The sequence below is a fragment of the Massilia sp. DD77 genome (assembly GCF_036961685.1).
In the GTDB taxonomy this organism is placed as follows: domain Bacteria; phylum Pseudomonadota; class Gammaproteobacteria; order Burkholderiales; family Burkholderiaceae_D; genus Telluria.
Genome location: NZ_JBAMDH010000021.1, coordinates 58,502 through 81,433, shown reverse-complemented (window position 1 = coordinate 81,433; position 22,932 = coordinate 58,502). Strand labels below are relative to the sequence as shown.

The following is a 22,932-nucleotide window of genomic DNA, read 5'->3' as shown; positions in this document are numbered from 1 at the left end:
AGTGCAGGCGGGCGGCCGAGCCGCATCCCGCCCGGACGCTGCCGCAGTTCGACGATCGAAAGCTGCGGCTAGCCGGGATTATAGTGAAAATGTTTCACTAAGGAAAGTTTTGTGGAGGGCACGCGGATCGCGCGTGACAGACAACCGGGGCACTTTCAGGCCGATGGACGCGGGATGTCGCAAGCAAGAGCTTGCAGGCATCCCGGTAACACGGAGGGTATTTTACGCGAAAGGCGAGAGCAGTGGGATCAGGCCCCCAAATACCTTCGGGCCGGCGGCGATCACGTCGCCCTTGTGCAGGTAATCCGACTCGCCGCTGAACTCGCCGACGATGCCGCCCGCTTCGGTGACGAGCAGGGCGCCGGCGGCGATATCCCACACCTTCAGGCCTTTTTCGAAGTAGCCGTCGATGCGGCCGGCGGCGACGTTCGCCAGTTCCAGGGCGGCCGAGCCGCCGCTGCGCACGCCATGGCTGCGCGAGGCGACGACTTCGTACATGCGCAGGTATTCGGCCAGCGCGCGCGGGTCCGGACCGTGGCCGGCCGACAGCAGGGCGCGGGCGATGCGGTCGGTGCTGCGCACGCGGATACGCTTGTCGTTCAGGTAGGCGCCGGCGCCCTTGGTGGCGGTAAACAGGTCGTTGCGGACCGGGTCGTAGACCAGGGCCTGGGTGATCACGCCGCGCTGTTGCAGGGCGATCGAGATGCAGTAGTTGGGGTAGCCGTGCAGGAAGTTGGTGGTGCCGTCGATCGGGTCGATGATCCACACATATTCACTCTCGTCGTTCAGGTTGCTGGACGCGCCGCTTTCCTCGGCCAGGATCGCGTGACCCGGGTAGGCCTTCAGCAGGGTCTCGACGATCGCCTGTTCCGCCGCCTGGTCGACGTCGGTGACGAAATCGTTGTGTTGCTTTTCGGAGACGGTAATGCGGTCGATATCGAAGGACGCGCGGTTGATGACGGTGGCGGCGCGGCGAGCGGCCTTGATGGCCGTGTTGAGCATTGGGTGCATGGAGGCTTTTCCGTGAAAAACGCGAACGGCCCACGAACGCACGCAGGCGCTGTGAACGGTCAGCTTTGAGAGTGAATTAAAGAGCAAAGCGGTGTCGAACCCGTTACAATCGCGAGCCGAAGTTTTGCAACCTCACCCGCTTTCGAACCGTTCGCACACCGCGCGATGGCGCTATTGTAAATGAACCCGACCCAAACCGACACTTCTCTTTTCACCCGGCTGCGCTTTGTCCTGGTCGAAACCAGCCGCGCGGGCAACATCGGCGCGGTGGCGCGGGCCATGAAGACGATGGGGTTCAGCGACCTGGTGCTGGTCACGCCCAAGTGCGAGGATCCGCTCGACGATGCGGAAGCGGTGGCCTTCGCCAGCGGCGCGGGCGACGTGCTGCAGGGGGCGCGCATCGTCGGCAGCATCGGCGAAGCCCTGGAAGGCTGCAACTTCGCGGCCGCGGTGTCGGCCAGATTGCGCGAGTTCTCGCCGCCCGTCTGGACCCCGCGCGCCTTTTCAAGCCACGCGGCGGGGCAGCCGGAGCTGCGCCCGGCGCTGGTGCTCGGCAACGAGCGGGTCGGCCTGCCGAACCACATCGTCGAGGGGTGCAACGTCCTGATCAACATTCCGGCCAATCCGGATTATTCCTCCCTCAACCTGTCGCAGGCGGCCCAGGTACTGGCCTACGAGGCGCGCCTGGCGGCCACCGGCGACGGCGTCGACCTGGGGGGCGTGGGCTTCCATGGCGACGCGGCCGGCGTGACCCAGATCGACGGCATGTACGCCCACCTCGAAGAAGCGCTGGCGGCGATCGGCTTCCTCAAGGCCGACAATCCCGGCAAGCTGATGCCGCGCCTGAAGCGCCTGTTCGCGCGCACCCAGCTCGAGACCGAAGAGGTCAACATCCTGCGCGGCATCGCGCGCCAGATCCTCAAGACCACGCCGAAACACTAGGCAAACAGTCTTTGCACGGCAGCAGCTAAGTGCAAATATTGTTGACTTCGAATCCATGGCGGGCGCGCACCGCGTCCACGTAGCGCCTGCGCGAACTGCGCGCCCGTTCATGCGGCGCGAACGGGCTGCTGGCCCGGTCCAGCAAGTCGACCGCCTCCTTCAGGCGCGCCAGGTCAGGCGCCTTCGACGCGGTCTCCTCGCGGATCACGCAGATGGCCAGCTCTTTTGCCGCGATGTCTTCCGGCAGGCCCGAACGGGTGCACAGGCCATAGGTCCCGTCCAGGAAATGGCCCCATTCCTCGCGCAGGTGGGCCTCCAGGCCCGCGTTCAGCTTCGCATCGGGACTGCGCAAGGGCAGGGCGGCCAGCGCCTGGCGGTAGCGCCGCGCGAACAGGGCGTAGGGTTCCAGCGCCGTTTCCCCGAGCGCCCCGATCCAGGCCGCATAGCCGCGTGCGTAATAATCGATGGCATGTTCCTCCGCGTGCGCGCCAAAGAAGGAATCGCAGCCCAGCGCCAGGCGCAGCCGGTAGGAGGCCCGCGGCATCGCGCCTTCGCGGACCAGGCTGTCGAGATGCTCGCCCTTGATGCCGGCGCAGGCCAGCAGTTGTTCGCGGCTGAAGAAATGCCGCTTGAGGTAGTCGATGAGTTCCATGGCGCCATGCTAGCGGGATAGGGGCGCGCGATGCTTCGCTGCGGATCGAAGCATCCGCCGGCCGGAGGTCTAGATGAAGCCCTCTAATCCGGCCCGCTGGCGTGGCTTTCGCTTTATCCTAGCCGGAGAAAAATACAAGAGAACGAGCATGGGGACATCACGCAGGACTTTCCTGAAAGCGGGCGGCCTGGCCGCCCTGCTGCTGGCCGGAGGCGGCGCCTGGTACCGCGCCACCCACGCCGGCACGCCGCACCGTTTCGCCCTCGACGGCGAAGCGCGCGCCGCGCTGCACGCGATCGCGCCCGCGATCCTGGCCGGCGCGCTGCCGGCGGATCCGGCCCGGCGCCGGCAGGCGCTGGACGCCGCCGTCGCCGGGGTGCACACCGCCATCCTGGGCCTGCCGCCCGCCACGCAAAAGGAAGTGCAGGACCTGTTCGGCCTGCTCGCGCTGGCCCCGGCGCGGCGCCTGCTGACCGGCATTCCCGACGGCTGGGAGAACGCCAGCCCCGAGCAGGTGAGCGCCTTCCTCCAGGACTGGCGCCTGCACCGCCTGGGCTTGTTGCGTACGGCATACCAGGCGCTGCACGACCTGGTGCTCGGCGCCTGGTACGCCCAGCCGTCCAGCTGGGAAGCGATCGGCTATCCCGGTCCGCTCAAGGAGCTCGCATGAGCAAGGAACACATCATCCCTGACCCGATCGCGGCCGGCCTGGCGCGCGGCTGGAAGGTCATCGACGCGGCTTCCCTGAACGAAGACCGCGCCCTGCGGGCCGATGTCGTCATCGTCGGCAGCGGCGCGGGCGGCGGCATCAGCGCCGAGATCCTGGCCCGGTCCGGCCTGTCGGTGATCCTGGTCGAGGAGGGCGCCCTCAAATCCTCGCGCGACTTCAACATGCGCGAGGCCGAGGCCTACCCCGCGCTGTACCAGGAATCGGCGGCGCGCAAGAGCGCCGACAAGGGCATCGACATCCTGCAGGGCCGCACGGTAGGCGGCTCGACCACGGTCAACTGGACCTCGAGCTTCCGCACCCCGCCGGACACCCTGGAATGGTGGCGACGGCAGTACGCGCTGCCCGGCGCCACCGTCGAGGCCAGCGCGCCCTGGTTCGAGATGGCCGAGCGGCGCCTCAAGGTCGGCGACTGGCAGGCCGCGCCCAACGAGAACAACGACATCCTGCGCCGCGGCGCCCGGCAGCTCGGCATCCCGACAGGTTTCATCCGCCGCAACGTGAACGCTTGCTGGAACCTCGGCTACTGCGGCATGGGCTGCCCGACCAATGCCAAGCAGTCGATGCTGGTGACGACCATCCCGGCGGCGCTCGACCACGGCGCCACCCTGGTGACGCGCGCCCGCGCTGAACGGCTGGCGATCCGCAAGAGACAGGTCGAGGAACTGGTCTGCCACGCCCTCGGCGCCGACGGACTGGCGCCCACCGGACGCGTGCTGCGCCTGCGCGCGCGCCACTACGTGGTGGCGGGCGGCGCCATCAATTCGCCGGCGCTGCTACTGCGTTCCGGCGCGCCCGACCCCAGCGGCATGCTGGGCCGGCGCACCTTCCTGCATCCGACCCTGATCTCGGCCGCCTTCTTCCCTCAGCGCGTGGACGCCTGGGCCGGCGCGCCGCAGACCGTCTATTCGGACCACTTCCTGCACACCGGCCCGGTCGATGGACCGATGGGCTACAAGCTCGAAGCGCCGCCGCTGCATCCGCTGCTGCTGGCCACCAAGATGAGCGGCTTCGGCCAGGACCACGCGGCGACCATGCGCGACTTCCCGCACATGCACGCCATGCTGGCCCTGTTGCGCGACGGCTTCCACCCCGAGTCGCAGGGCGGCCACGTGCGCCTGCGCGCCGACGGCAGTCCGGAGCTCGACTATCCGCTGAACGGCTACCTTTGGGACGGCGCACGCCGCGCGCTGCTCAGCATGGCCGAGATCCAGTTCGCAGCCGGCGCGCGCGAGGTGCAGGTCGGGCACGAGATGGCGCCGCGCTACGCCAGCTGGCAAGCGGCCAGGAAAGCCATCCCGGACCTGCCGCAGCGCATCCACCTGACGCGGGTGGTGTCGGCCCACGTGATGGGCGGCTGCGCCATGTCCGGCGACGAGCGCCTGGGCGTGACCGATGCCGAGGGGCGCTACCGCGGCCTGGGCAACCTGTCGGTGCACGACGGCTCGCTGTTCCCGACCTCGGTCGGCGCCAACCCGCAGCTGAGCATCTACGGATTGACGACGCGCCTGGCCAGCACCCTGGCCGCGGCGCTGACGGGGCGGCCGGCGGAACCCCTGGCCTAGCCGCATGAGTCTAGTCCCGTGAGCGCGCGCTGGATCCTCAGGCTGATCATCCTGGTGCAGGCGCTGGCGGCGCTCGGCATCGGGGTGGCGCTGAGCGAAGCCGGCGCCAGCCGCTGGACGGCCTTCGGCGCCGGCCTGGGCGCGGTGGTGCTGGTGCGCCTGCTCATCAATGCCAACAACTTCGTGATGAGCGCGCGCTGCGCCAGCCCCACGCCGCACGAGTTCCGCCTCGACCCGCTCGGCAGCCTGCGCCTGTTCGCCGAGGAATTCGTTTCCAGCATGCTGTATGCGAACTGGCACGGGCCGCGCGCCGTGCCGCGCACCCGCATCCATCCATCCTCGACCTTGCCGCCGGTCCTGCTGGTGCACGGTTACGGCTGCAACAGCGGCTACTGGGGCCAGCTGGCGCGGCGCCTGGATGCCGCCGGCATCAGCCATGCCTCGCTCGACCTGGAGCCGGTCACCGGCGACATCGACGGCTACGCCCAGCTGGTCCAGCATGCGGTCGAGGCCCTGCGCCGCGCCAGCGGGGCGCCGCGCGTGACCGTGGTGGCGCACAGCATGGGCGGGCTGGTGGCGCGCGCCTGGATGCGCGCCTACGGCACCGCGCACGTGGCGCGCGTGATCACCCTCGGCAGCCCGCACCACGGCACCAGCCTGGCCGCCCTCGGCGTCGGCGCCAACGCGGTCCAGATGCGGCGTTCCAGTGCCTGGCTGCAGGCGCTGGCCGCCGGCGAGAGCGCCGCCACGCGCGCCCTCATCACCTCGATCTACACCCACCACGACAACATCATCGCGCCCCAGACCTCGAGCGAGCTGGAAGGCGCGCGCAACCTGGCCTTCGGCGGCGTCGGCCACGTGGCCCTGGGCCGCAATCCGCGCGTGCTGGACGCCGTCATGCAGGAGCTTGCGGCTACCTAAGAACCCCGCCATCCGGCCTACATCGGTCGAACGCCTCGGCATGTTACAGTGACATCATTGCAGCTTTTGCGGAGCGTTCCGTGGCCCGTATCCTCATCATCGAAGACAATCCGGCGAACATCGAGCTGATGTCTTTCCTGCTCAGCGCCTACGGCCACACGCCCCTGGCCGCGCCCGACGGCGCGCGCGGGGTGGCGGCGGCGCGCAGCGAGCGGCCCGACCTGGTGGCCTGCGACGTCAACCTGCCGGGCATGGACGGCTACGCCGTGCTGGCGGCCCTGAAGGCCGAGCCCGAGCTGGCCGTCATCCCGGTCCTGGCCGTGACCGCGCTGGCGATGGCGGGCGATCGCGAGCACGTGCTGGCGGCGGGCTTCGACGGCTACATCAGCAAGCCGATCGAGCCGGAAAGCTTCGTGGCCGAGCTGGAGGCCTTCTTGCCGGCCGCCGCCGAAGCGGCATCCAGCGTGCTGCTGGTCGAGGACGACGGCTTCATGCTGGGCGTGCTGGCCGACATGCTGTCCGGCCAGGACTACCGGGTGCTCAAGGCCGCCTCGGGCGAGGACGCCCTGGGCGTGCTGGAGCGCGAGCCGGTCGAGGTGATCGTGTGCGACCAGGACATGCCGGGCATGACCGGCACCGCGCTGCTGGCCGAGGCGGCGCGCCGCTACCCGCATACCGTACGCCTGATGCTGACCGGCCAGAGCGACCTGGCCGAGATCGAGGCGGCAATGGCGGCCGGCGTGGTCGACGCCCACCATGCCAAGCCGGTGGCGGCCGGGGAGCTGCGCGGCCATGTCGAGGAGGCGCTGCGCCTGCACCGCAGGCGTAGGTCCTCCCAGGGCGCGGCCCTGCTTTAGGCATAGCAGCTTTAGAAGACTGTTTCTAGCGTGCGCGCCTACAATGCCCGGATCGCATGCAGCCAGAGACCATCATGAACAAGAAACTCACCCCGCCCGACGACGACGAGGCGCTCGCCCAGGCCGTCCGCGCGTCCGCCCGGCAGATCTGGCAGGCCGGCCTGGGCGCCTTCGCCAAGGCCCAGAAGGAGGGCGGGACCGCCTTCACCCGCCTGGTGCGCGACGGCAGCGAACTGCAGCGCTACGCGCGCGAGGTCGAAGACGCCACCGAGACCGTGAGCCGCTCCGCCGAACGGGCCAGCCGGCGCGGCACCAGTTCCTGGAACCAGCTGGAGCAGGTGTTCGAGGAGCGCGTGGCGCGCGCCCTGACCCGCATCGGCGCCCCGGCCGCGGCCGAGGTCGAGGCCCTGCAGGGCCGCGTGGCCGAGCTCGAAGCCCAGGTGGCCGAGCTGGCGCGGCGCCTGCCGCCGGCGGACGAACCGGAAGGGAAGCCGGAAGGGAAGCCGGAAAGCGAGGCCGGTTGAAAGAAACCGTGAAAGGAAGCATTCTACGAACGACCGTTCGATGTTATCCTTTCAGGAACCCACTTTAACCTCGTCCTTCATGCAACAGAAAGCTCCGCGCCGGACCCGTGAACGCATTCTCGAGCTCTCGCTCAGGCTGTTCAACGAATTCGGCGAGCCGAACATCACGACGACCGTCATTGCCGAGGAGATGAACATCTCGCCCGGCAATCTGTACTACCATTTCCGCAACAAGGACGACATCGTCAACTCGATCTTCGTCCAGTTCGAGGCGGAGATCGAGCGCATCCTGACGGTGCCGGCCGGACGCCGCTCCAACATGGAGGACGTGTGGCTCTACCTGCACCTGATGTTCGAGCTGATCTGGCGCTACCGCTTCTTCTACCGCGACCTCAACGACCTGCTGTCGCGCAACCGCAAGCTCGAGCTGCACTTCAAGGCCATCCTGGCGCACAAGATCAAGGTCGCGCGCCAGCTGTGCGAGGACCTGCGCAGCGAGGGCTCGCTGGAAGCCTCGGACCAGCAGATCGGCGCCATGGCCACCAACATGGTGGTGGTGGCGACCTACTGGCTGTCGTATGAATACGTGCGCAATCCGCGCAAGTACAGCGAGCAGCAGGCGATCGCCGACGCGCTGGCGCGCGGCTGCTACCAGGTACTGGCCATGGTCGGTCCCTACCTGCGCGGCGACACCCGGCTGCTGTTCGAAAAACTGTCCGAGGAATACCTCAAGAAGCTCTCGGCCGAGGCGCGCCCCGGCGCCGAATTCCTGTAAGCTTGCGTCCCATGAAAACCATCGCTGTCTACTGCGGCGCCTCGCACGGCGCCCATCCCGTCTATGCCGACGCGGCGCGCATGCTGGCGCGCGCGCTGGTGGAGCACAACATCGGCCTGGTCTACGGCGGCGGCAAGGTGGGCCTGATGGGCGTGATCGCCGACGAGGTGCTGCGCCTGGGCGGCGAGGCCACCGGCGTGATTCCCAAGGCCCTGGTCGAGCGCGAAGTGGGGCACGCCGGGCTGACCCGGCTGTTCGTGGTGAAGGACATGCACGAGCGCAAGGCCATGATGTCCGACCTGTCCGAAGGCTTCATCGCCATGGCGGGCGGGATGGGGACCCTGGAAGAACTGTTCGAGATGGTGACCTGGGCCCAGCTGGGCATCCACGCCAAGCCGATCGGGCTGCTCAATACCCAGCGCTTCTACGACGGGCTGAAGACCTTCGTGCGCCACCAGTGCGAAGAGGGCTTCGTCAGGCCGGAGCACGAGGCGCTGATGATGATCGAGGACGATCCGGGCCTCTTGATCCGGCGGCTGCGCGAGGCCGCGGCGCCGGCGGCGGGGGAGGATGTGGAAGGCGAGATCCTGCGGGGATAGCTTCACGTGCGTACGGACACCGTCGTTCCCGCGCAGGCGGGAACCCAAGTCCGTGACGCACCACCATCGTCAAGCGCAGCGGGCACGCAAGCAAACTTGGGTTCCCGCCTGCGCGGGAATGACGGAAGCGTTGCGGGCTCACGGTAAAGACGCGGGCTTTACGCCATCTCGATCCGGTCCCGCCCCGCCTCCTTGGCCCGGTACAAGGCCTTGTCCGCCCGGTTGATCGCATCCGCGAACGCCTCGCCATGACGGCGCTCGGCCAGCCCGGCCGAGAAGCTGATGCGCCGGTCCGCTTCCAGCGCCGGCACCCGCATCGCGTGCACGCGCTCGGCCATGCGGTCCAGCACCAGCCGCGCATCCGACGGACAGGTGTCCGGCAGCAGCAGCAGGAATTCCTCGCCGCCCCAGCGCGCCAGCACGTCGTGGCCGCGCAAGGCGCCGCGCGCGGTGGCGGCGAAGCTGCGCAGCACCGCGTCGCCCGCGGCGTGGCCGTGGCGGTCGTTGACCTGCTTGAAGAAGTCGATGTCCAGCAGCGCCACGCAGGTGCCCGCGCCGTGCGGATGGCGGCGCTCCTCCTCGGCCAGCACCTCGTTCATGTGACGGCGGTTGGCCAGCGAAGTCAATTCGTCCCGTGTCGCCAGCAGGCGGATCGTCTCCAGCGCACGCTCGAGTTCCTTCTTGCGCCGCTTGAGTCTCGCGCGCAGCTTGCTCATCTCGCCGGTCAGCAAGGCGGTCGACAACAGTGCCGCAGCCAGGTAGCCGAAGGTGATCGCTTCGACCGCGGGCGGGAAACGCAGGGGGTCGTGCGCCTGCAGCCACCACATGGTGCTGCCCATGCCCGTCAGCGACGCGGCGGTCAGGAGCAGGGTCTGGCGCGGACGCAGGGCGAACATGCAGAAGGCAACCACCATCACCGTCATCGGCATGATGCCGCTGCGCACCGGCCCGCCGATCGAATAGGCCCACATGCCGCAACCGATCGCGTACAGGGCCTGGGTCACGGTCAAGACTTCCGGCGTCAGCCGCAGCACCGCGCTGAAGCGCACCATGAAATAGAAGACCATGATGCCGCCGATGCCGAACAGCTCCAGCCGGCGCATTCCCTCTACCTCGCTGAAGCCATGCAGCACCTGCCATTCCACCATGCCGATCGACGCCAGGTAGAGCAGGGCGGTGGCGGCCCAGTATTGCAGCATGCGGCGCAGGCCGCGGTCGGACCCGGCGAGGGCCAGCCATGCAGTGGCGGCCATGCTCACGCCTGGCCTGCCGCGAGCATGGCCGCGATCTGGTGCGCCTGCACCGGACGGCTGAACAGGTAGCCCTGCATCTCGTCGCAGTCGTTAGCGCGCAGGAACTCGCGCTGCTGTTCGGTCTCGACGCCTTCCGCGATGACGCGCAGGTTGAGCTTGTGGCCGAGCGAGATCACCGCCATCGCGATCGCCTGGTCGTCCTGGCTGTCGGCCAGGTCGCTGACGAAGGACTTGTCGATCTTCAGGCGGCTGATCGGGAAGGATTTCAGGGCCGACAGGCTCGAATAGCCGGTGCCGAAATCGTCGATCGAGAGCGACACGCCCATCGCCTTGAGTTCGCGCATCTTGTCGATCGAGCGGGCCAGGTCGCGCATGATCGAGCTTTCGGTGACTTCGACTTCCAGGGCGCCGGGCGGCAGCCCGGTTTCGCGCAGGGCGGCTTCGATGCGTTCGACCAGACGCTTTTCCTCGAACTGGCGGGCCGAGACGTTGACCGAGACGCTCAGGGGCGGCAGGCCGGCGGCGCGCCATGCCTGGACCTGGCGGCAGGCGGTGCGCACCACCCACTCGCCGATCTGCACGATCAGGCCGCTCTCTTCGGCCAGGGGGATGAAGCGCAGGGGCGAGACCATGCCGTTTTCCGGATGGTGCCAGCGGATCAGGGCCTCGACCCCGAACAGGCGGTTGCTGCGCAGGTCGACCTTGGGCTGGTACAGCAACTCGAACTGGCAGGGGCCTGCATAGCCGTCCACGCAGGTATCGAGCGCCGCGCGCAGGCCTTCCAGCAGTACCAGCTTTTCCTCGACGCTGGCGTTCATTTCGCTGGCGTAGAACTGGACGTTGTTGTTGCCCATGTCCTTGGCGCGGTACATGGCTGCGTCGGCGTTCATCATCAAGGTGTTGGTGTCGGCGCCGTCGCGCGGGTAGAAGGCGACGCCGATGCTCGAGCTGACCTGGACTTCCTGGCCCTCGACCAGCACCGGCTCGGTGACCGCCTGGCGCACCTTTTCCAGCAGCTGGGTGATCGCCATCGGGTCGCCCGACAGGTCGGGCAGCAGGATCACGAACTCGTCGCCGCCGAAGCGCGCCAGGGTGTCGGTGCGGCGCAGGCAGCGACCCATGCGCGCCCCCACCACCTTGAGCAGTTCGTCGCCCGCGTTGTGGCCGAGGCCATCGTTGACCAGCTTGAAGCCGTCCAGGTCGATGAAGGCCAGGCCCACCGCGCTGCCCTTGCGTTCGGCGTCGCGGATCGCCTGGCCCAGGCGGTCGCGCAGCAGGCTGCGGTTGGGCAGGCCGGTCAGGTCGTCATGGTGGGCCAGGTGGCGGATGCGCTGCTCGGTGGTCTTGCGTTCGGTGATGTCGCCCACGATGGCGACCACGCCGCCTTCGACCGGCACTACCTGGCGGTGCAGCCAGCGGTCCGGCAGCGGCAGCTCTTGCGCCTGCCACTCGGCCTCGCGCGCCACGCCGTCGGTGGCGACGGCCGCCAGGTCCTCGAACATGCAGGCGCCGAGCGAGGCGGGGAGCAGGACCGACATGCGCTGGCCCGCCATCTGCTGCTTGCTCAGGCCGGTCAGCTGCTCGGCGCGTCCGTTGGCGGCTTCGATCGTGAAATCGATCACGTTGTTGCCCGGGCCGTAGACCGCGCGCAGGACGAAGAAGGCGTCCAGGCTGGCCTCGGAGGCGGCGGCATAGGTCTGCTGGGCGCGGCGCTCGCGGCGGCGCGCCTTGGCCAGCTGCCAGGACCAGGCGCTGACCAGGGTCACCACGCCCAGCACCAGGGCGGTGCCGGCGCCGGCGCCCAGCAGCCAGGCGCGGCGCTGCTGTTCGAACTGGGTCATCTGTTCGCTGTGCGACAGGCCGACCACGGCCACCAGCGGGAAGCCGTTCAGTGGGCGGGTGCTGGTGTAGCGCAGCTCGGCGTCGACGCCGGTATTGCGCAAGACCACCGCATCGGCGGCGCCGGGCGCGAAGCGCTGGCCCCAGGACACGTTCTCGCCGACGCGCAGGACGCGCGCGATGCCGTCGCGGCCGGCCAGGCCGAGCAGGCCGCGCTCGCCCTGGCGCGAGCGCTCGTAGGAGCTGGTGAAATAGGACGGATCGACCGCCACCATGGCGACCCCGGCGAACTGGCCGGCGGCGTCGTTGATGCGGCGCGTGAAATGCAGGTGCGGCTCTTCGCTGCCGCTGGTCTCGCTGACGTAGGGCGTGTCGTGCGGGGTATTGCGGTGGAAGGCCAGCCAGGGCGCCTGCGACAGGTCGGGCGCGCCGAGCGCCGGATTGCTGGCCAGGACGCGGCCGTCGGCGTTCATGATCGCGACCTGGAACACCAGCCCGGGCGGCAGCAGGCCGTGGGCCGAGAGCGCGGGCAGGGCGCCGGTCGGGCCGTTCTGCTCGACCGCGTACTTCAGCACGCGCAGGGTCTGGTCGATGCCGCTCAGGCTGCGCGCCATCTGGGCTTCATAGGTATCGACCAGCTCACGCGTGGCGTCGAGCGAGGCTTCCTGGGCGGCGCTGCGCTCGGAGTCGATCACGTGCAGGGTGGCGAACCAGAGCGCGCCCACCAGCAGCAGGGCGAACAGCGGCAGCGAGACATAGGTCTCGAGCCCGATGCCGAGCCAGCGCGAGAGCAGGCTGCGGCGGCTGCGCACGGCCCGCGCGGGCAGGGCGCCTCGGTTGGAGCGGGCGAGCGTATTCATGTCAGCGCAGCACCAGCACCGGACGCACGCTGCCGTCCAGGGCCGCGCGTTCGATGTAGCCGATCATCGACGGATTGTCGGCCACCATGCGGCGCACGCTGGCGCTGTCGGCGGCTTCGCGCGGCGGCTGGCCGCGCCCGGTGAAGACCATCTTCGACCAGTGCGCCTTGAGCAAGGCCGGGGTCTTGCCGGCGACTTGCTGGTAGAACTGGTTGCGCTCCAGGGAGCCGAGCCGCTGGTCGAGCGCGACCGCTTCGGCGCCGTCCGGGAAGCGTCCCGCCTGGCCGAGGAAGATCGCGGCGATCTGGTCGCTGCTCAGCGCCGGCGCCGGATTGCGCGCCGAGACGATGACGACCAGTTCGGCCGAGGCATGGCCGGCCGTGCCGAGTGATATGGCCAGGGCGCCGAGGAAGTGGTGTAAACGATGTCCCATGCGGCGCCTCAGAAAACGAAGTCCAGCGCCACGCTGGTGACGTGGATGGGCCGGTCGGGACGATAGCCCGGCTGGTCGTTGGAGAAGGTGCCGCGGGTCCCCTGCTTGGGAAGGGCGCGTTCGTACTGGGCCTTGAGCGCCATGTTCGGCGCGAAGTCCCAGCGCAGGCCGGTGCTCCAGGTGCGCTGGGCCGCCATCGAGAACAGGTAGGCGTTCAGGCCGGCGTTCAGCGCGCCGGCGGTGGCGGCCAGGCGCGGCGGCAGGCCGGCCAGCGGCAGGCCGGGGTCCGAGGTCGGCACCTCGGCATGCGAGAGGGCGTAGCCGGCGTAGGGGGTGAAGGCGCCGAAGCGCATGCCCGCGCCCACGTAGACCGCGGTGTAGGCGCCCAGCACCGACGCGGTGCGGGTGCGGCCGCCTTCGGCGGTGACGAACCATGCGCCCGGATCATAGGTGGCGCCGGCCGTCATGATCACGACCCGCTTGTCGACGATGTCGTAGCGGTCGGCCAGGGCTTTGCCTTGCGGGCCGAAGGCGCGCAAGGGGACGAACAATTCCCTGCCCAGGTCGGTGGTCAGGGTGGCGGTGCCGGCCGAGACCCGGCCGCTGAAGGCGCCCTGTTCGATGCTGTGCGACAGGCCGGCGATGCCGGCCGCCTGCAGGCGCAGCCCGTTGAACAGGTTGAGATCGGTGCGGCCGTAGAAGGCCTGGGTGGTGTTGCGCAGCGCGCCGCTGGTCCAGCGCCAGGTGAGGTCGACGCCGTCGCTGCCGCTCAGCGGCTGATTGCCGTACAGCTCGGTCGGGGTGCGCACCCAGGGCACGATATAGCCGACCTTGCGGTAGTCGGCCGCCAGGAAGATCGGCAGCGCGATGCGGCCGGCGCGCACGGCGAGGTCCGGCGTGACCTGGTATTTCACGTTGGCCCATTCGACCAGGGGGCGGTAGCTGCCGTCCAGGCGCTGTTCGCTGACCACCTGCAGCACGCCCGACCAGGGGCCCTTGCTCACGTCGAGCTGGGCGCCCAGGCGCGAATCGACATCCGGGCTCCAGGACCGGGTATAGCCGGCGCCGCTCGCCTTCAGGGGCGAGGTGGTGAAATCGGCGTCGCGGTTGCTGGAATGGACAGCCCCGACCGTTCCGAAGCCGGACAGTTTCCAAGTGAGGCTGGAATCGGCGGCTTGCGCGGTAGCGCAGAGTCCGCAAGCAAGCATGGCGGTGCCAAGCGCGGCAGGAAGAAACTTGCCGGGTACGATGTGCTGATACATGCTGATGTCGGATGAGCGGCCCCGGCAGCCAGAACGAACCGGGAGGAACGACGCGAATGCGTATGTCCGGTCAAACTTTACCCGCCACGCTTATTTAAGTCGAGAACTTTACGCAGAGAAATTAATCGTTCTGACAATAATTGTTGTTTGATGGCAACGATGCCGGCGCTGCATCCGGCGCATCCGGCAAGACCTTCATTTGCAGCCTGCCGGGCAGGCTAGGCCGCCCACAGGCGCTCGCCCGACAACTCGAGCCAGGTCAGGTAAAGACGCACGTCGAACTCGAGCTGGTGGTAGGCCGGCTCCATCCAGCAGCACAGCTTGTAGAAGGCCTTGTCGTGTTCCTTCTCCTTCAGGTGCGCGAGCTCGTGGACGGCGATCATGCGCAGGAAGGGGAGCGGGGCGTCGCGGAACACCGTGCCGATGCGGATCTCGTGCTTGGCCTTGAGGCGGCTGCCTTGCACGCGCGAGATCGCCGTATGCAGGCCCAGGGCGTGCTGGACGACCTGGATCTTGCTGTCGAAGGCGACCTTGGATACCGGCTCGGCCTGGCGCAGGTAGTCGTCCTTCAAGTCCTGCACATAGGCATACAAGGCCTTGTCGGTACGGATGCCGTGGGCAACGGGATAGCGCTGGCGCAGCACCTCGCCGAGCTGCTTGCCGGCGATCAGCTGGCCGACCTGGGCACGCAGCTGCTCGGGGTAGGCGGACAGGTACTTGAGGCTCAGGGCGCTGGGCAAGGAAGGTGAAGAGGATGAGGCGGAAGACGCCGGCGTGTGCGGAGTGTGCATAGGGGCCGCAATGTACCACAGGCGGCCCCGGCGGCGGACGCATGCGGCGTCCGCGCCACACCGCCGCCATGGCGGCGGTGGGCGGGCGTCGAGCTTGCCGGATCAGCCTTCTTTCTCTCCCTGGCGGTTGCCCTTGGCGGCGGCAGCGGCTGCCCGCTGGGCCGACTGGCGGCTTTCGCCGCCCTTGCGGCCGATGTCGGCCATGTGCGCGCGGTTGCGGCTGACCGCCTCGCCCCCTTTTTGCCCGGCCCGGCGCGCTTCTTCGGAATCGAATTCGTGCGCCGTACCTTTTTGATGGGCTGCCTGGCCGCCCTTGCTGGCTATTTCACGCTGCTGGTTCTGGTCCATTGCCGCGAACCCGCGCTTGGCGGGCTGGCCGCTTTTCTGCACATTTCCTGGACTGGCCGCGCTCCTGCCGATGCTTTCCTTGCTAGTCGCCATGTCGATCTCCTTGGACCCTTGCTGCCGTCGATGTGGATGGTATCGATGATGTTGCCGAACGCCGAATGGCTGCGCTCGTGCGATTAGAGAGGAGGGGCTGGCGTTAGTTCCGTCCGCTGCAAGTTTGTGCGCCGAGCCGCCCCGGCCGCCGGGTGCGGGGCGTGGCGGCTCGGCGGCGGACCGTGCGGCCACGGCTGTCGTTCGGGGCGTAGGGCACATCGAAAACCGTCGCGAGCGGCAGCAGTTGCGGTCGAGAAGCCAAATCGTACAGGAGTACGATGAGCATCGCAGATCGCAAATGCAACGCGCAGCAGGTTTGTCGACGTGCCCTTCAGGCGTCGGCGACTTTCAATACCAGCTTGCCCAGGTTACGCCCTTCGAACAGCATCAGAAGCGCCTCCGGGAAAGTCTCGAATCCTTCGGTCACGAATTCGATGCTTTTCAGGCTGCCTTCCCCGATCATGTGCGCCATCTCGCGCACAGCTTCAGGATAGCGCGCGGCGTAGTCGAATACCACCATGCCTTCCATGCGCGCCCGGTTCACCAGCAGGGACAGGTAGTTGGCCGGTCCCTTGACCTGGGCGGTGGCGTTGTACTGCGAGATGGCGCCGCAGATGACGATGCGCGCCTTCATGTTGATGCGGGTGAGCACGGCGTCGAGGATGTCGCCGCCGACGTTGTCGAAGTAGACGTCCACGCCCTGCGGGCAGTGCTCCTTGAGCGCCGCGTGCACCGGGCCGTTTTTGTAGTCGATGCAGGCGTCGAAGCCGAGCTGCTCGACCACGAAGCGGCACTTGTCCTGGCCGCCGGCGATGCCGACCACGCGGCAGCCCAAGTGCTTGGCGAGCTGGCCCACCGTCATGCCGACCGCGCCGGCCGCGCCGGACACCACCACCGTTTCGCCGGCCTTCGGCTGGCCGACTTCGCGCAGGCCGAACCAGGCCGTCATGCCCGGCATGCCCAGGGTGTTGAGCCAGGCGGTCGTGCCGCCGATGCGGGGATCGATCTTGACGAAGGCGGCGCCCTTGTCGTCGGCCGCGCCCGACCAGTAGCGCTGCACCCCCGTGCCGCCCGCCACATAGTCGCCCACGGCGAAGCGCGGCGAGCGCGAGGCCACCACGATGCCCAGCCCGCCGGCCCGCATGACTTCGCCGATCGCTACCGGGCGGATATAGGACTTGCCCTCGTTCATCCAGCCGCGCATGGCAGGGTCGAGCGACAGGTAGAGTACTTTCACGACGATGCCGCCCTCGGGCGGCTCGCCCACGGCTTCCTCGTGGAACTGCCAGTCTTCGCGGCGCGGCAGGCCCGACGGACGGGCGCCCAGGCGGAACTGCTGGTTTGGCGGAAATGCATTGGTCATTGCGGTCTCCATGGTGGCGTTGGTGGCGATGGTGGCGATGGTGCTATTAGCAACAAGACTATACCGCCTGCGGCGCGGCGCGTGCGACAATAGCGGGCTAACGCATTCGAATCCATCTACCGACCCCATCCATGGCTCTCAAAGCGACCATCTACAAAGCCGACCTGTCGATCGCCGACATGGACCGCAATTATTACGGCGACCATGGCCTGACCATCGCGCGCCACCCCTCCGAAACCGACGAGCGCATGATGATCCGCGTGCTGGCCTTCGCCATTCACGCCGATCCGGCGCTGGGTTTCACCAAGGGCCTGTTCGATGTCGACGAACCCGACCTGTGGCAGAAGGACCTGACCGGCGCCATCGACCTGTGGATCGATATCGGCCAGCCGGACGAGAAGCGCATCCTGAAGGCTTGCAGCCGCTCCGAGCGCGTGTTCGTGTACAGCTACAGCGCCACCAGCAGCATCTGGTTCAAGGGCATCGCCAACAAGATCGAGCGCGCCAGGAAGGTGACGGTCGTGAACATTCCCGCGGAGACCAGCGCCCAGCTGGAAAAGCTCGCCAAGCGCTCGATGCAGCTGCAGTGCACGATCCAGGACGGCCAGATCTGGCTCACCGACGGCGTCGACACCGTGCTGGTGGAACGCGAGTACCTGTTCGGCGGCGGCTAGACGCCGCCCGCCGGACTATAATTTGCCGGTCCGTATGTTTGTTTGGAAGAGACGATCATGACTTCTCGCATTCTTGTCCTGCTGGGCGCCGCCCTGCTGTCCGCGCAAGCCCTGGCCCAGGTGAGCGTGACCGACCCCTGGGTCCGCGCCACGGTGCCGGTCCAGAAGAGCACCGGCGCCTTCATGGGGGTGAAGTCGGCCCAGCCGGCGCGCCTGGTGGAGGTCCGCACCGAGGTCGCCGGCCGCGCCGAGCTGCACGAAATGGCCATGGACGGCCAGGTGATGCGCATGCGCCGCGTGGACGGCATCGCGCTGCCGGCCGGGAAGCCGGTGAACCTGGCCAGCGGCGGCTACCACGTGATGCTGTTCGACCTGAAGCGGCAGCTGAAGGAAGGGGAGAGCGTGGAGCTGGTGCTGGTGGTGCAGGATGCTGCCAAGAAGCGGCAGGAGGTGAAGGTGGCGGTGCCGGTGAAGCCTTTGTCGTATTCGGCGCATAGCGGACACTGATTCGCGTCGCGCATCTGCTGGCAAACTCAGGTTCCGGCCTGCGCCGGAACGACGGTGCAGAGGGTGACGGCTACGGGGACGTTTTCGAACCACCAGCTTTGAGACCGTCGTTCCGGCGAAGGCCGGAACCCAAGTTCAAGCAAGCGGAGCGCAGCCGCACCATCACCCCTCAGCGCGGCGACCCCGCCAGCCTGCGCGCATCCCCCGACCCCGCGATCGACTTGCTCACGCGCGGATCGCCGTAGTAATTCACGTCGCCCGAGCCCGCGATGGTCAGGCTCAGCGCATCCTTCGCCCACACCGTCACGTCGCCCGAGCCGCCGACGCTGATGCTGGCGTCGTTCGACTCCACCTTGCCCAGGTCCACATTCCCCGAGCCGCCGATCGAGACCGACAGCTTGCGCGCGCTGCCGCCTTCGGCGCGGAAATCGCCGCTGCCGCCCAGGGTGACCGACACCGATTCGCTCTCGATGCCGCGCACGTTGATCTTGCCCGAGCCGCCCAGGTCGAACTGCAGGCGCTGGCCGCGCAGGGCGTCGGCGTCGATGGTGCCCGAGCCGCCCAGGGAAAGCCGGTCGACCTGGCGCGCATTCACGATGATCTTCATGTTGCGCGAGCGCAGGTTCAGGTTGCGCTTGGACGGGCGGACCTTGAGGGTGCCGTCTTCGACCACGGTCTCGATCAGGGGCAGCAGGTTGTCGTCGGCCTCGACGGTTACCGCCTCGGTGTTCCCCATGCGCAGTTCCAGCCGCCCCGGCAGCTCGAGCGCCACGCCGGTGAAGTGCTGGACCTGGCGCGCCTGGCGCTTGACGCTGCCGCTGCCCTCCACCTGCTCGCCCTTGAAGGGCCACAGGCCGGCGGAGGCGGGGGCGGCGGCGCCGGCCAGGGCCGTGGCCAGCAGCAGGCCACGCAGGGTGGCAAGGGCGAAGGTGTTCTTGTTCATGGTGGTCTCCTCATAGGCGAATGTCAGTGAAGCCATCCTAGTCAAGCGCCCTCGTTCGCGTGGCGCGTTTGCGACGAACCGCAAGGCCGGCGGCGTGGAATGCACGATGAGCGGACAGGCCGCCATGCATTCCAGCTATCCCTCGGCCGCGAGATGCACTAGAATCGTGCGCTTTTTCCCCTGGATCCCGGGTGGAGCAGCTTATGAATCTCATCCTACTTATGGTCGCCTTCTGCGTCGGCATCGCGATGTCGGTACAGGCGGCCGTCAACAGCCAGCTGGCGTCCGCGATCGGCGCCAATTCCGTGGTCGCGGCCCTGGTGTCCTTCAGCTGCGGCACCCTGGTGCTGCTGGCCGTGGCCCTGGCCAAGAGCGGTCCGGGCGCGCTGGGCGCCACGCTCGCCGCGCTGCCCGCGCAGCCGCTGTGGAAGTTCGCGGGCGGCTTCCTGGGCGCCGCCTTCGTCTTCGGCACCGTGTTCCTGGCCCCGCGTATCGGCTTGCTGAGCCTGATCGTGCTGGTGATCGCCGGCCAGCTCTTCACCTCGATGGCGATCGACCATTTCGGCCTGATCCACATGGCGACCCGCAAGGTGTCCGCAGTGCGCCTGGCCGGGGCGGTGGTGGTGGCGCTGGGCGTGGCGATCACCCTGTTCGGCGACCGTATCGTTGCAGGTTTTTCACGTTGAACGTGTAACTTCCGGCAATTTTGATTTCGATATTGCAATTTTTGGCCGGTGCTGGTTTTATAATGGTGTGCACCAACTCATTTAACAGCGCCCCGGCCAGATGGAACACCATACCTCTTCGCAGATTCCCACTCTCTCGTACATCGAAAACGAAGACCACCCGGTGTTCGGGACCCTGGTCGAGCAGATCCTGCACCTGCTGAACTCGAAGCTGGTGTTCTCGGACATCATCATTCACCAGAACAGCCCGCTCATGCTGCGCCAGCCCAAGGGCCTGGTGGCGGTGACCGATTCGCCGATCACGAAGGAGGAGCTGGAAGAGTTCTTCGACGTGATCGAGCCGAACTGGGCCGAGCGCATCGCGGTGCGCGCCTTCGACCGTTCGATCGACCTGCACACGGCGCGCATCCGCGCCAACTGCTTCCACTTCCAGGGCCGCAAGCGCCTGGGCTGCGTGATCCGCCGCTTCCCGAAGGCGCCGCTGGCGCTGTCCGAGCTGGGGCTGTGGGACGACGAGCTCCAGTTCGCGCGCCTGACCAGCGGCCTGGTGCTGATCATCGGCGACACCTGCCAGGGCAAGTCGACCACCATCGCCTCGATCCTGGACGAGATCAACAAGCAGCGCTCGGGCCACATCATCACCATCGAAGACCCGGTCGAGACCCTGATCCCGCAGCGCAAGTGCATCATCACCCAGCGCGAAGTGGGCGTGGACGGCGACGTCGAGAGCTATTACCTGGGCGCCCTGGACGCGCTGCGCGAGCGCCCGGACGTGATCATGATCGGCGAGATCCGCGACGCCCAGACCGCCCAGGAAGCGCTGGCGCTGGCCGAATCCGGCCCGCTGGTGCTGGCCACCCTGCATGCCCGCTCGACCGAACTGGGGCTGCAGAAGATGCTGCGCCTGCTGGGCAACTCGGAAGCGCAGGCCCAGGCGCTGGCGCATGCGCTGCGCGGCGTGCTGTGCCAGGCGCTGCTGCCTTCGCGCGAAGGCAACCGCTACCACCTCGCCACCGAGTGCCTGACCCCCAGCAGCGCCATCATGCGCATGCTCGAGGCGGGCGACATCGGCGGCATCCGTGCGCACATGAACAGCGGCCGCGATCCGACCTGCCACACCATGAACGCCTCGCTGGAACAGCTGCTCGCCGCGCACAAGGTGCGCGTGGAGGACGCGCGCGCCGCCACCACCGACCGGGTGGCGTTCGCCGACATGGTGTGACGCCCGCCTGCGTAGCGTGGACGCCTGTGCCGTCCACGCGGTGATCGTGTGCGGCGGGATTGACCGGTCGGACAGGCCTAGTCCAGCGGCACCGCGCGGTAGCGGTTCACTTCCGGCGACGTGACCGCCGGCGCGGCATTGCCCCAGCTGCCGCGTACATAGCTCAGGACCGCCGCCACCTGGGCGTCGCTCAGCTCGTGGCCATAGGGCGGCATGCCGTAGGGACGCGGATTGCCCGCGGTACCGGGCGGGAAGCCGCCGTTCAACACCATCCTGATCGCATTCACGGCGGGCGTCAGCGTCACGGCGCGGTTGCCGGCCAGCGGCGGGTAGGCGGGCTGCCTGCCCTTGCCGTCGGCGCCGTGGCAGTCCACGCATTGCTTGTCGTAGATCCGCTTGCCTTCGGCCAGCAGCTGCTCGCTCGCCGCTTCGCCCGTCGCCGGTTGCGGCGCGCTGGTCGCCGGCAGCGATTTCAGATAATCCGCCATGGCGCCCAGGTCGCCCGGTGTCAGGTGCTGCAGGCTGCGCGCCACCACTTCCGCCATCGGTCCGGTGGCCGTGCCGCGCGGCGAGATGCCGGTGCCGAGCAGGGCCACGATATGTTCCTTGTCCCAATCGCCCAGCCCCGCCTCGTTGCCGGCGGTGAGCGAGGGCGCGTACCAGCCGATGGTGGGGATCAGGCCGCCGGAGAGCGTCTCGCCGCTCGCACCCAGGCGGTTGCGCGTGCTGTGGCAGGCGCTGCAATGTCCCAGTCCCTCGACCAGGTAGGCGCCGCGGTTCCAGGCCGCGCCGCGCTGCGGCTGCGGCGCGAACACGGCGGGGCGGAAGTAGAGCAGGCGCCAGCCGGCCAGCAAGGCCTGCTGGTTGTAGGGGAAGTCCAGTTCGTGCGGCCGGTTGGCCTGGCGTACCGCCGGCAGGCTGCGGAAGTAGGCGTAGAGCGCATCCGAATCGGCACGCGTCACGCGGGTGGTGTTCGTGTACGGGAAAGCCGGATAGAGCAGGCGGCCGTCGCGGCCGATGCCGTTGTGCAGGGCGTTCCAGAACTCGTCCGCGCTCCAGGCGCCGATGCCGGTCTCGCGGTCGGGCGTCAGGTTGGGGCCGTAGAGGCGGCCGAACGGCGTGTCGAGGGCGCGTCCGCCGGCATAGGCCGGTGCGCCGCGCGCCGTATGGCAGGCGATGCAGTCGCCGGCGCGCGCCAGATAGGCGCCGCGGGCGATGTTCTCCGGCGTCGGCGCATACGCGGCCGGCGAGGCGGCGGGGACGTGCTGGGCGCGCGGCCAGGCGATCGCCATGGCGGCGATGGCGGCGCCGGCCAGGACCACGAGGGCGAGCGAGGCCTTCTTCATGGCGCATCCTTCGCGCTGCCGCAGGCCAGCGGCAGCGGGCGTGCGATCGACGCGGCGGCGGCGGGGCGGGGATCGCTTGGTACCGGCTGGGCCGCGAGCCAGCCCGAGACGGCGTTCACGTCTTCCAGCGTGAGGCGGGCGGTGACCTCGGCCATGCAGTCGGGCGCGTGGGCGCGGCGCAACTTGTCGCGCCAGGCGCCGAACTGCGCGTTCACATAGTCGCGCGGCAGCCCGAGCAGGCCGGGAATCGCGGGCTCGACGCCGGTCAGGCGCTGGCCGTGGCAGGCCACGCAGGCCGGCAGCTTGCGCGCCGCGTCGCCATGGAAGACCAGCTGGCGGCCGCGTTCGAGCGTCTGCGCCGGCATGGTGGACGGCGCCGGCTGCGGCGCGGGCGGGTGCTGGGCCGCGAAGTAGGCGGCGATCTCGCGCAGGTAGGGGTCGGGCAGGTGGTCGACCAGGTAGGTCATGAGCGGATACTGGCGCCGGCCCTCGCGGAAGTTCAGCAGCTGGTTGTACAGGTAGCCGGCCGGCTTGCCGCCGATGCGCGGGTAGTAGCTGTCGTTGACCGGATTGCCGCGCGCATCGACGCGGGCGTGGCAGGAAGCGCAGGCGACCAGGCGCTGGGCCAGGGTGTCGGGCACGGCCTGCGCGTGGGCAGCGGGAGCGGCGCAGGCCAGCGCCACCAGCAAGGCGCCGGAGAGGCGGCGATACCGGTTCGTCGGATCATCGGTCATGGGCA

24 protein-coding genes are annotated in these 22,932 nt (G+C 68.5%); 12 read left to right on the top strand and 12 right to left on the bottom strand.

The features are described from left to right. Nucleotides 1–222 precede the first annotated feature (222 nt). Nucleotides 223–1,002: an inositol monophosphatase family protein gene (locus V7778_RS14445; RefSeq protein WP_211520583.1), complete on the bottom strand. Its 780-nt coding sequence runs from the start codon at nucleotides 1,000–1,002 to the stop codon at nucleotides 223–225. Nucleotides 1,003–1,191: 189 nt separating this feature from the next. On the opposite strand from V7778_RS14445, the gene V7778_RS14440 reads away from it, so the two are divergent. Beyond that, a complete protein-coding gene (locus V7778_RS14440) occupies nucleotides 1,192–1,953 on the top strand; it encodes an RNA methyltransferase (protein WP_335556349.1) in 762 nt (253 codons plus the stop codon). A gap of 25 nt (nucleotides 1,954–1,978) precedes the next feature. Here V7778_RS14440 and V7778_RS14435 read toward each other — a convergent pair whose 3' ends face one another. Continuing rightward, complete coding sequence (locus V7778_RS14435; protein ID WP_335556347.1) at nucleotides 1,979–2,605, bottom strand: DUF6058 family natural product biosynthesis protein; 627 nt, start codon at nucleotides 2,603–2,605, stop codon at nucleotides 1,979–1,981. Between the two features lie 148 nt (nucleotides 2,606–2,753). Here V7778_RS14435 and V7778_RS14430 point away from each other — a divergent pair, with 148 nt between their 5' ends. From V7778_RS14430 to V7778_RS14400, 7 genes are all read left to right on the top strand, one after another. Then, on the top strand, nucleotides 2,754–3,275 hold the full coding sequence (locus V7778_RS14430) for a twin-arginine translocation signal domain-containing protein (protein ID WP_335556345.1): 522 nt from the start codon (nucleotides 2,754–2,756) through the stop codon (nucleotides 3,273–3,275). Further along, nucleotides 3,272–4,897, top strand: a complete 1,626-nt coding sequence (locus V7778_RS14425; protein ID WP_335556343.1) for a GMC family oxidoreductase — start codon at nucleotides 3,272–3,274, stop codon at nucleotides 4,895–4,897. Before V7778_RS14430 ends, V7778_RS14425 begins: the two co-directional genes overlap by 4 nt. 18 nt (nucleotides 4,898–4,915) lie before the next feature. Then, nucleotides 4,916–5,818 (top strand): esterase/lipase family protein, encoded by a 903-nt coding sequence (locus V7778_RS14420; RefSeq protein ID WP_335556341.1) that lies wholly within the window; start codon nucleotides 4,916–4,918, stop codon nucleotides 5,816–5,818. Between the two features lie 80 nt (nucleotides 5,819–5,898). After that, nucleotides 5,899–6,675 (top strand): response regulator, encoded by a 777-nt coding sequence (locus tag V7778_RS14415; protein WP_335556339.1) that lies wholly within the window; start codon nucleotides 5,899–5,901, stop codon nucleotides 6,673–6,675. Nucleotides 6,676–6,749: 74 nt separating this feature from the next. Further along, the gene (locus V7778_RS14410; protein ID WP_335556337.1) at nucleotides 6,750–7,199 is read left to right on the top strand and encodes a phasin family protein; all 450 of its coding nucleotides are present in this window, start codon (nucleotides 6,750–6,752) and stop codon (nucleotides 7,197–7,199) included. 79 nt (nucleotides 7,200–7,278) lie between these two features. Next, on the top strand, nucleotides 7,279–7,974 hold the full coding sequence (locus V7778_RS14405) for a TetR/AcrR family transcriptional regulator (protein ID WP_335556336.1): 696 nt from the start codon (nucleotides 7,279–7,281) through the stop codon (nucleotides 7,972–7,974). An 11-nt stretch (nucleotides 7,975–7,985) separates the two neighbouring features. Next, the gene (locus tag V7778_RS14400; protein WP_335556335.1) at nucleotides 7,986–8,573 is read left to right on the top strand and encodes a TIGR00730 family Rossman fold protein; all 588 of its coding nucleotides are present in this window, start codon (nucleotides 7,986–7,988) and stop codon (nucleotides 8,571–8,573) included. 158 nt (nucleotides 8,574–8,731) lie between these two features. Here V7778_RS14400 and V7778_RS14395 read toward each other — a convergent pair whose 3' ends face one another. The 7 genes from V7778_RS14395 to V7778_RS14365 all read right to left on the bottom strand — a co-directional run bounded on the left by V7778_RS14395 (nucleotide 8,732) and on the right by V7778_RS14365 (nucleotide 16,815). After that, complete coding sequence (locus V7778_RS14395; RefSeq protein WP_335556334.1) at nucleotides 8,732–9,826, bottom strand: diguanylate cyclase; 1,095 nt, start codon at nucleotides 9,824–9,826, stop codon at nucleotides 8,732–8,734. A 2-nt stretch (nucleotides 9,827–9,828) separates the two neighbouring features. Then, entirely contained in the window at nucleotides 9,829–12,525 is a 2,697-nt protein-coding gene (locus V7778_RS14390; RefSeq protein WP_335556332.1) for a bifunctional diguanylate cyclase/phosphodiesterase, read from the bottom strand. 1 nt (nucleotide 12,526) lies between these two features. Next, complete coding sequence (locus tag V7778_RS14385) at nucleotides 12,527–12,958, bottom strand: phosphate ABC transporter substrate-binding protein (protein ID WP_335556329.1); 432 nt, start codon at nucleotides 12,956–12,958, stop codon at nucleotides 12,527–12,529. Nucleotides 12,959–12,966: 8 nt separating this feature from the next. After that, entirely contained in the window at nucleotides 12,967–14,220 is a 1,254-nt protein-coding gene (locus tag V7778_RS14380) for a porin (protein ID WP_335556328.1), read from the bottom strand. 218 nt (nucleotides 14,221–14,438) lie between these two features. Then, nucleotides 14,439–14,960, bottom strand: a complete 522-nt coding sequence (locus V7778_RS14375) for a M48 family metallopeptidase (RefSeq protein ID WP_335556326.1) — start codon at nucleotides 14,958–14,960, stop codon at nucleotides 14,439–14,441. A 153-nt stretch (nucleotides 14,961–15,113) separates the two neighbouring features. Continuing rightward, nucleotides 15,114–15,452, bottom strand: coding sequence for a KGG domain-containing protein (locus V7778_RS14370; protein ID WP_335556324.1), 339 nt, complete (start codon nucleotides 15,450–15,452; stop codon nucleotides 15,114–15,116). A 331-nt stretch (nucleotides 15,453–15,783) separates the two neighbouring features. Next, nucleotides 15,784–16,815, bottom strand: a complete 1,032-nt coding sequence (locus V7778_RS14365) for an NADP-dependent oxidoreductase (protein WP_335556323.1) — start codon at nucleotides 16,813–16,815, stop codon at nucleotides 15,784–15,786. A gap of 131 nt (nucleotides 16,816–16,946) precedes the next feature. On the opposite strand from V7778_RS14365, the gene V7778_RS14360 reads away from it, so the two are divergent. Beyond that, nucleotides 16,947–17,489: a YaeQ family protein gene (locus tag V7778_RS14360; protein ID WP_211520568.1), complete on the top strand. Its 543-nt coding sequence runs from the start codon at nucleotides 16,947–16,949 to the stop codon at nucleotides 17,487–17,489. Between the two features lie 57 nt (nucleotides 17,490–17,546). Beyond that, a complete protein-coding gene (locus V7778_RS14355) occupies nucleotides 17,547–17,996 on the top strand; it encodes a copper chaperone PCu(A)C (RefSeq protein ID WP_335556320.1) in 450 nt (149 codons plus the stop codon). A gap of 169 nt (nucleotides 17,997–18,165) precedes the next feature. On the opposite strand, the gene V7778_RS14350 is transcribed toward V7778_RS14355, so the two are convergent. Beyond that, nucleotides 18,166–18,939: a head GIN domain-containing protein gene (locus V7778_RS14350; protein ID WP_335556318.1), complete on the bottom strand. Its 774-nt coding sequence runs from the start codon at nucleotides 18,937–18,939 to the stop codon at nucleotides 18,166–18,168. A gap of 203 nt (nucleotides 18,940–19,142) precedes the next feature. Here V7778_RS14350 and V7778_RS14345 point away from each other — a divergent pair, with 203 nt between their 5' ends. Both V7778_RS14345 and V7778_RS14340 read left to right on the top strand, forming a co-directional pair. Further along, nucleotides 19,143–19,625 (top strand): DMT family transporter, encoded by a 483-nt coding sequence (locus V7778_RS14345; RefSeq protein WP_335556317.1) that lies wholly within the window; start codon nucleotides 19,143–19,145, stop codon nucleotides 19,623–19,625. Between the two features lie 100 nt (nucleotides 19,626–19,725). After that, nucleotides 19,726–20,847: a type IV pilus twitching motility protein PilT gene (locus tag V7778_RS14340; protein WP_335556315.1), complete on the top strand. Its 1,122-nt coding sequence runs from the start codon at nucleotides 19,726–19,728 to the stop codon at nucleotides 20,845–20,847. A 77-nt stretch (nucleotides 20,848–20,924) separates the two neighbouring features. Here the strand turns inward: V7778_RS14340 and V7778_RS14335 are convergent, their stop codons facing one another. Then, nucleotides 20,925–22,193 (bottom strand): cytochrome c, encoded by a 1,269-nt coding sequence (locus V7778_RS14335; RefSeq protein ID WP_335556313.1) that lies wholly within the window; start codon nucleotides 22,191–22,193, stop codon nucleotides 20,925–20,927. Further along, nucleotides 22,190–22,927: a c-type cytochrome gene (locus V7778_RS14330; protein WP_335556311.1), complete on the bottom strand. Its 738-nt coding sequence runs from the start codon at nucleotides 22,925–22,927 to the stop codon at nucleotides 22,190–22,192. The genes V7778_RS14335 and V7778_RS14330 overlap by 4 nt, the downstream gene beginning before the upstream one ends. Nucleotides 22,928–22,932 lie beyond the last annotated feature (5 nt).

Bases quoted from the DNA above. Each gene is read 5' to 3' on its own strand.
- V7778_RS14445 (WP_211520583.1), bottom strand. From the start codon at position 1,002: ATGCTCAACACGGCCATCAAGGCCGCTCGCCGCGCCGCCACCGTCATC.
- V7778_RS14440 (WP_335556349.1), top strand. From the start codon at position 1,192: ATGAACCCGACCCAAACCGACACTTCTCTTTTCACCCGGCTGCGCTTT.
- V7778_RS14435 (WP_335556347.1), bottom strand. From the start codon at position 2,605: ATGGAACTCATCGACTACCTCAAGCGGCATTTCTTCAGCCGCGAACAA.
- V7778_RS14430 (WP_335556345.1), top strand. From the start codon at position 2,754: ATGGGGACATCACGCAGGACTTTCCTGAAAGCGGGCGGCCTGGCCGCC.
- V7778_RS14425 (WP_335556343.1), top strand. From the start codon at position 3,272: ATGAGCAAGGAACACATCATCCCTGACCCGATCGCGGCCGGCCTGGCG.
- V7778_RS14410 (WP_335556337.1), top strand. From the start codon at position 6,750: ATGAACAAGAAACTCACCCCGCCCGACGACGACGAGGCGCTCGCCCAG.
- V7778_RS14405 (WP_335556336.1), top strand. From the start codon at position 7,279: ATGCAACAGAAAGCTCCGCGCCGGACCCGTGAACGCATTCTCGAGCTC.
- V7778_RS14400 (WP_335556335.1), top strand. From the start codon at position 7,986: ATGAAAACCATCGCTGTCTACTGCGGCGCCTCGCACGGCGCCCATCCC.
- V7778_RS14395 (WP_335556334.1), bottom strand. From the start codon at position 9,826: ATGGCCGCCACTGCATGGCTGGCCCTCGCCGGGTCCGACCGCGGCCTG.
- V7778_RS14390 (WP_335556332.1), bottom strand. From the start codon at position 12,525: ATGAATACGCTCGCCCGCTCCAACCGAGGCGCCCTGCCCGCGCGGGCC.
- V7778_RS14385 (WP_335556329.1), bottom strand. From the start codon at position 12,958: ATGGGACATCGTTTACACCACTTCCTCGGCGCCCTGGCCATATCACTC.
- V7778_RS14380 (WP_335556328.1), bottom strand. From the start codon at position 14,220: ATGTATCAGCACATCGTACCCGGCAAGTTTCTTCCTGCCGCGCTTGGC.
- V7778_RS14370 (WP_335556324.1), bottom strand. From the start codon at position 15,452: ATGGCGACTAGCAAGGAAAGCATCGGCAGGAGCGCGGCCAGTCCAGGA.
- V7778_RS14365 (WP_335556323.1), bottom strand. From the start codon at position 16,815: ATGACCAATGCATTTCCGCCAAACCAGCAGTTCCGCCTGGGCGCCCGT.
- V7778_RS14360 (WP_211520568.1), top strand. From the start codon at position 16,947: ATGGCTCTCAAAGCGACCATCTACAAAGCCGACCTGTCGATCGCCGAC.
- V7778_RS14355 (WP_335556320.1), top strand. From the start codon at position 17,547: ATGACTTCTCGCATTCTTGTCCTGCTGGGCGCCGCCCTGCTGTCCGCG.
- V7778_RS14350 (WP_335556318.1), bottom strand. From the start codon at position 18,939: ATGAACAAGAACACCTTCGCCCTTGCCACCCTGCGTGGCCTGCTGCTG.
- V7778_RS14345 (WP_335556317.1), top strand. From the start codon at position 19,143: ATGAATCTCATCCTACTTATGGTCGCCTTCTGCGTCGGCATCGCGATG.
- V7778_RS14340 (WP_335556315.1), top strand. From the start codon at position 19,726: ATGGAACACCATACCTCTTCGCAGATTCCCACTCTCTCGTACATCGAA.
- V7778_RS14335 (WP_335556313.1), bottom strand. From the start codon at position 22,193: ATGAAGAAGGCCTCGCTCGCCCTCGTGGTCCTGGCCGGCGCCGCCATC.
- V7778_RS14330 (WP_335556311.1), bottom strand. From the start codon at position 22,927: ATGACCGATGATCCGACGAACCGGTATCGCCGCCTCTCCGGCGCCTTG.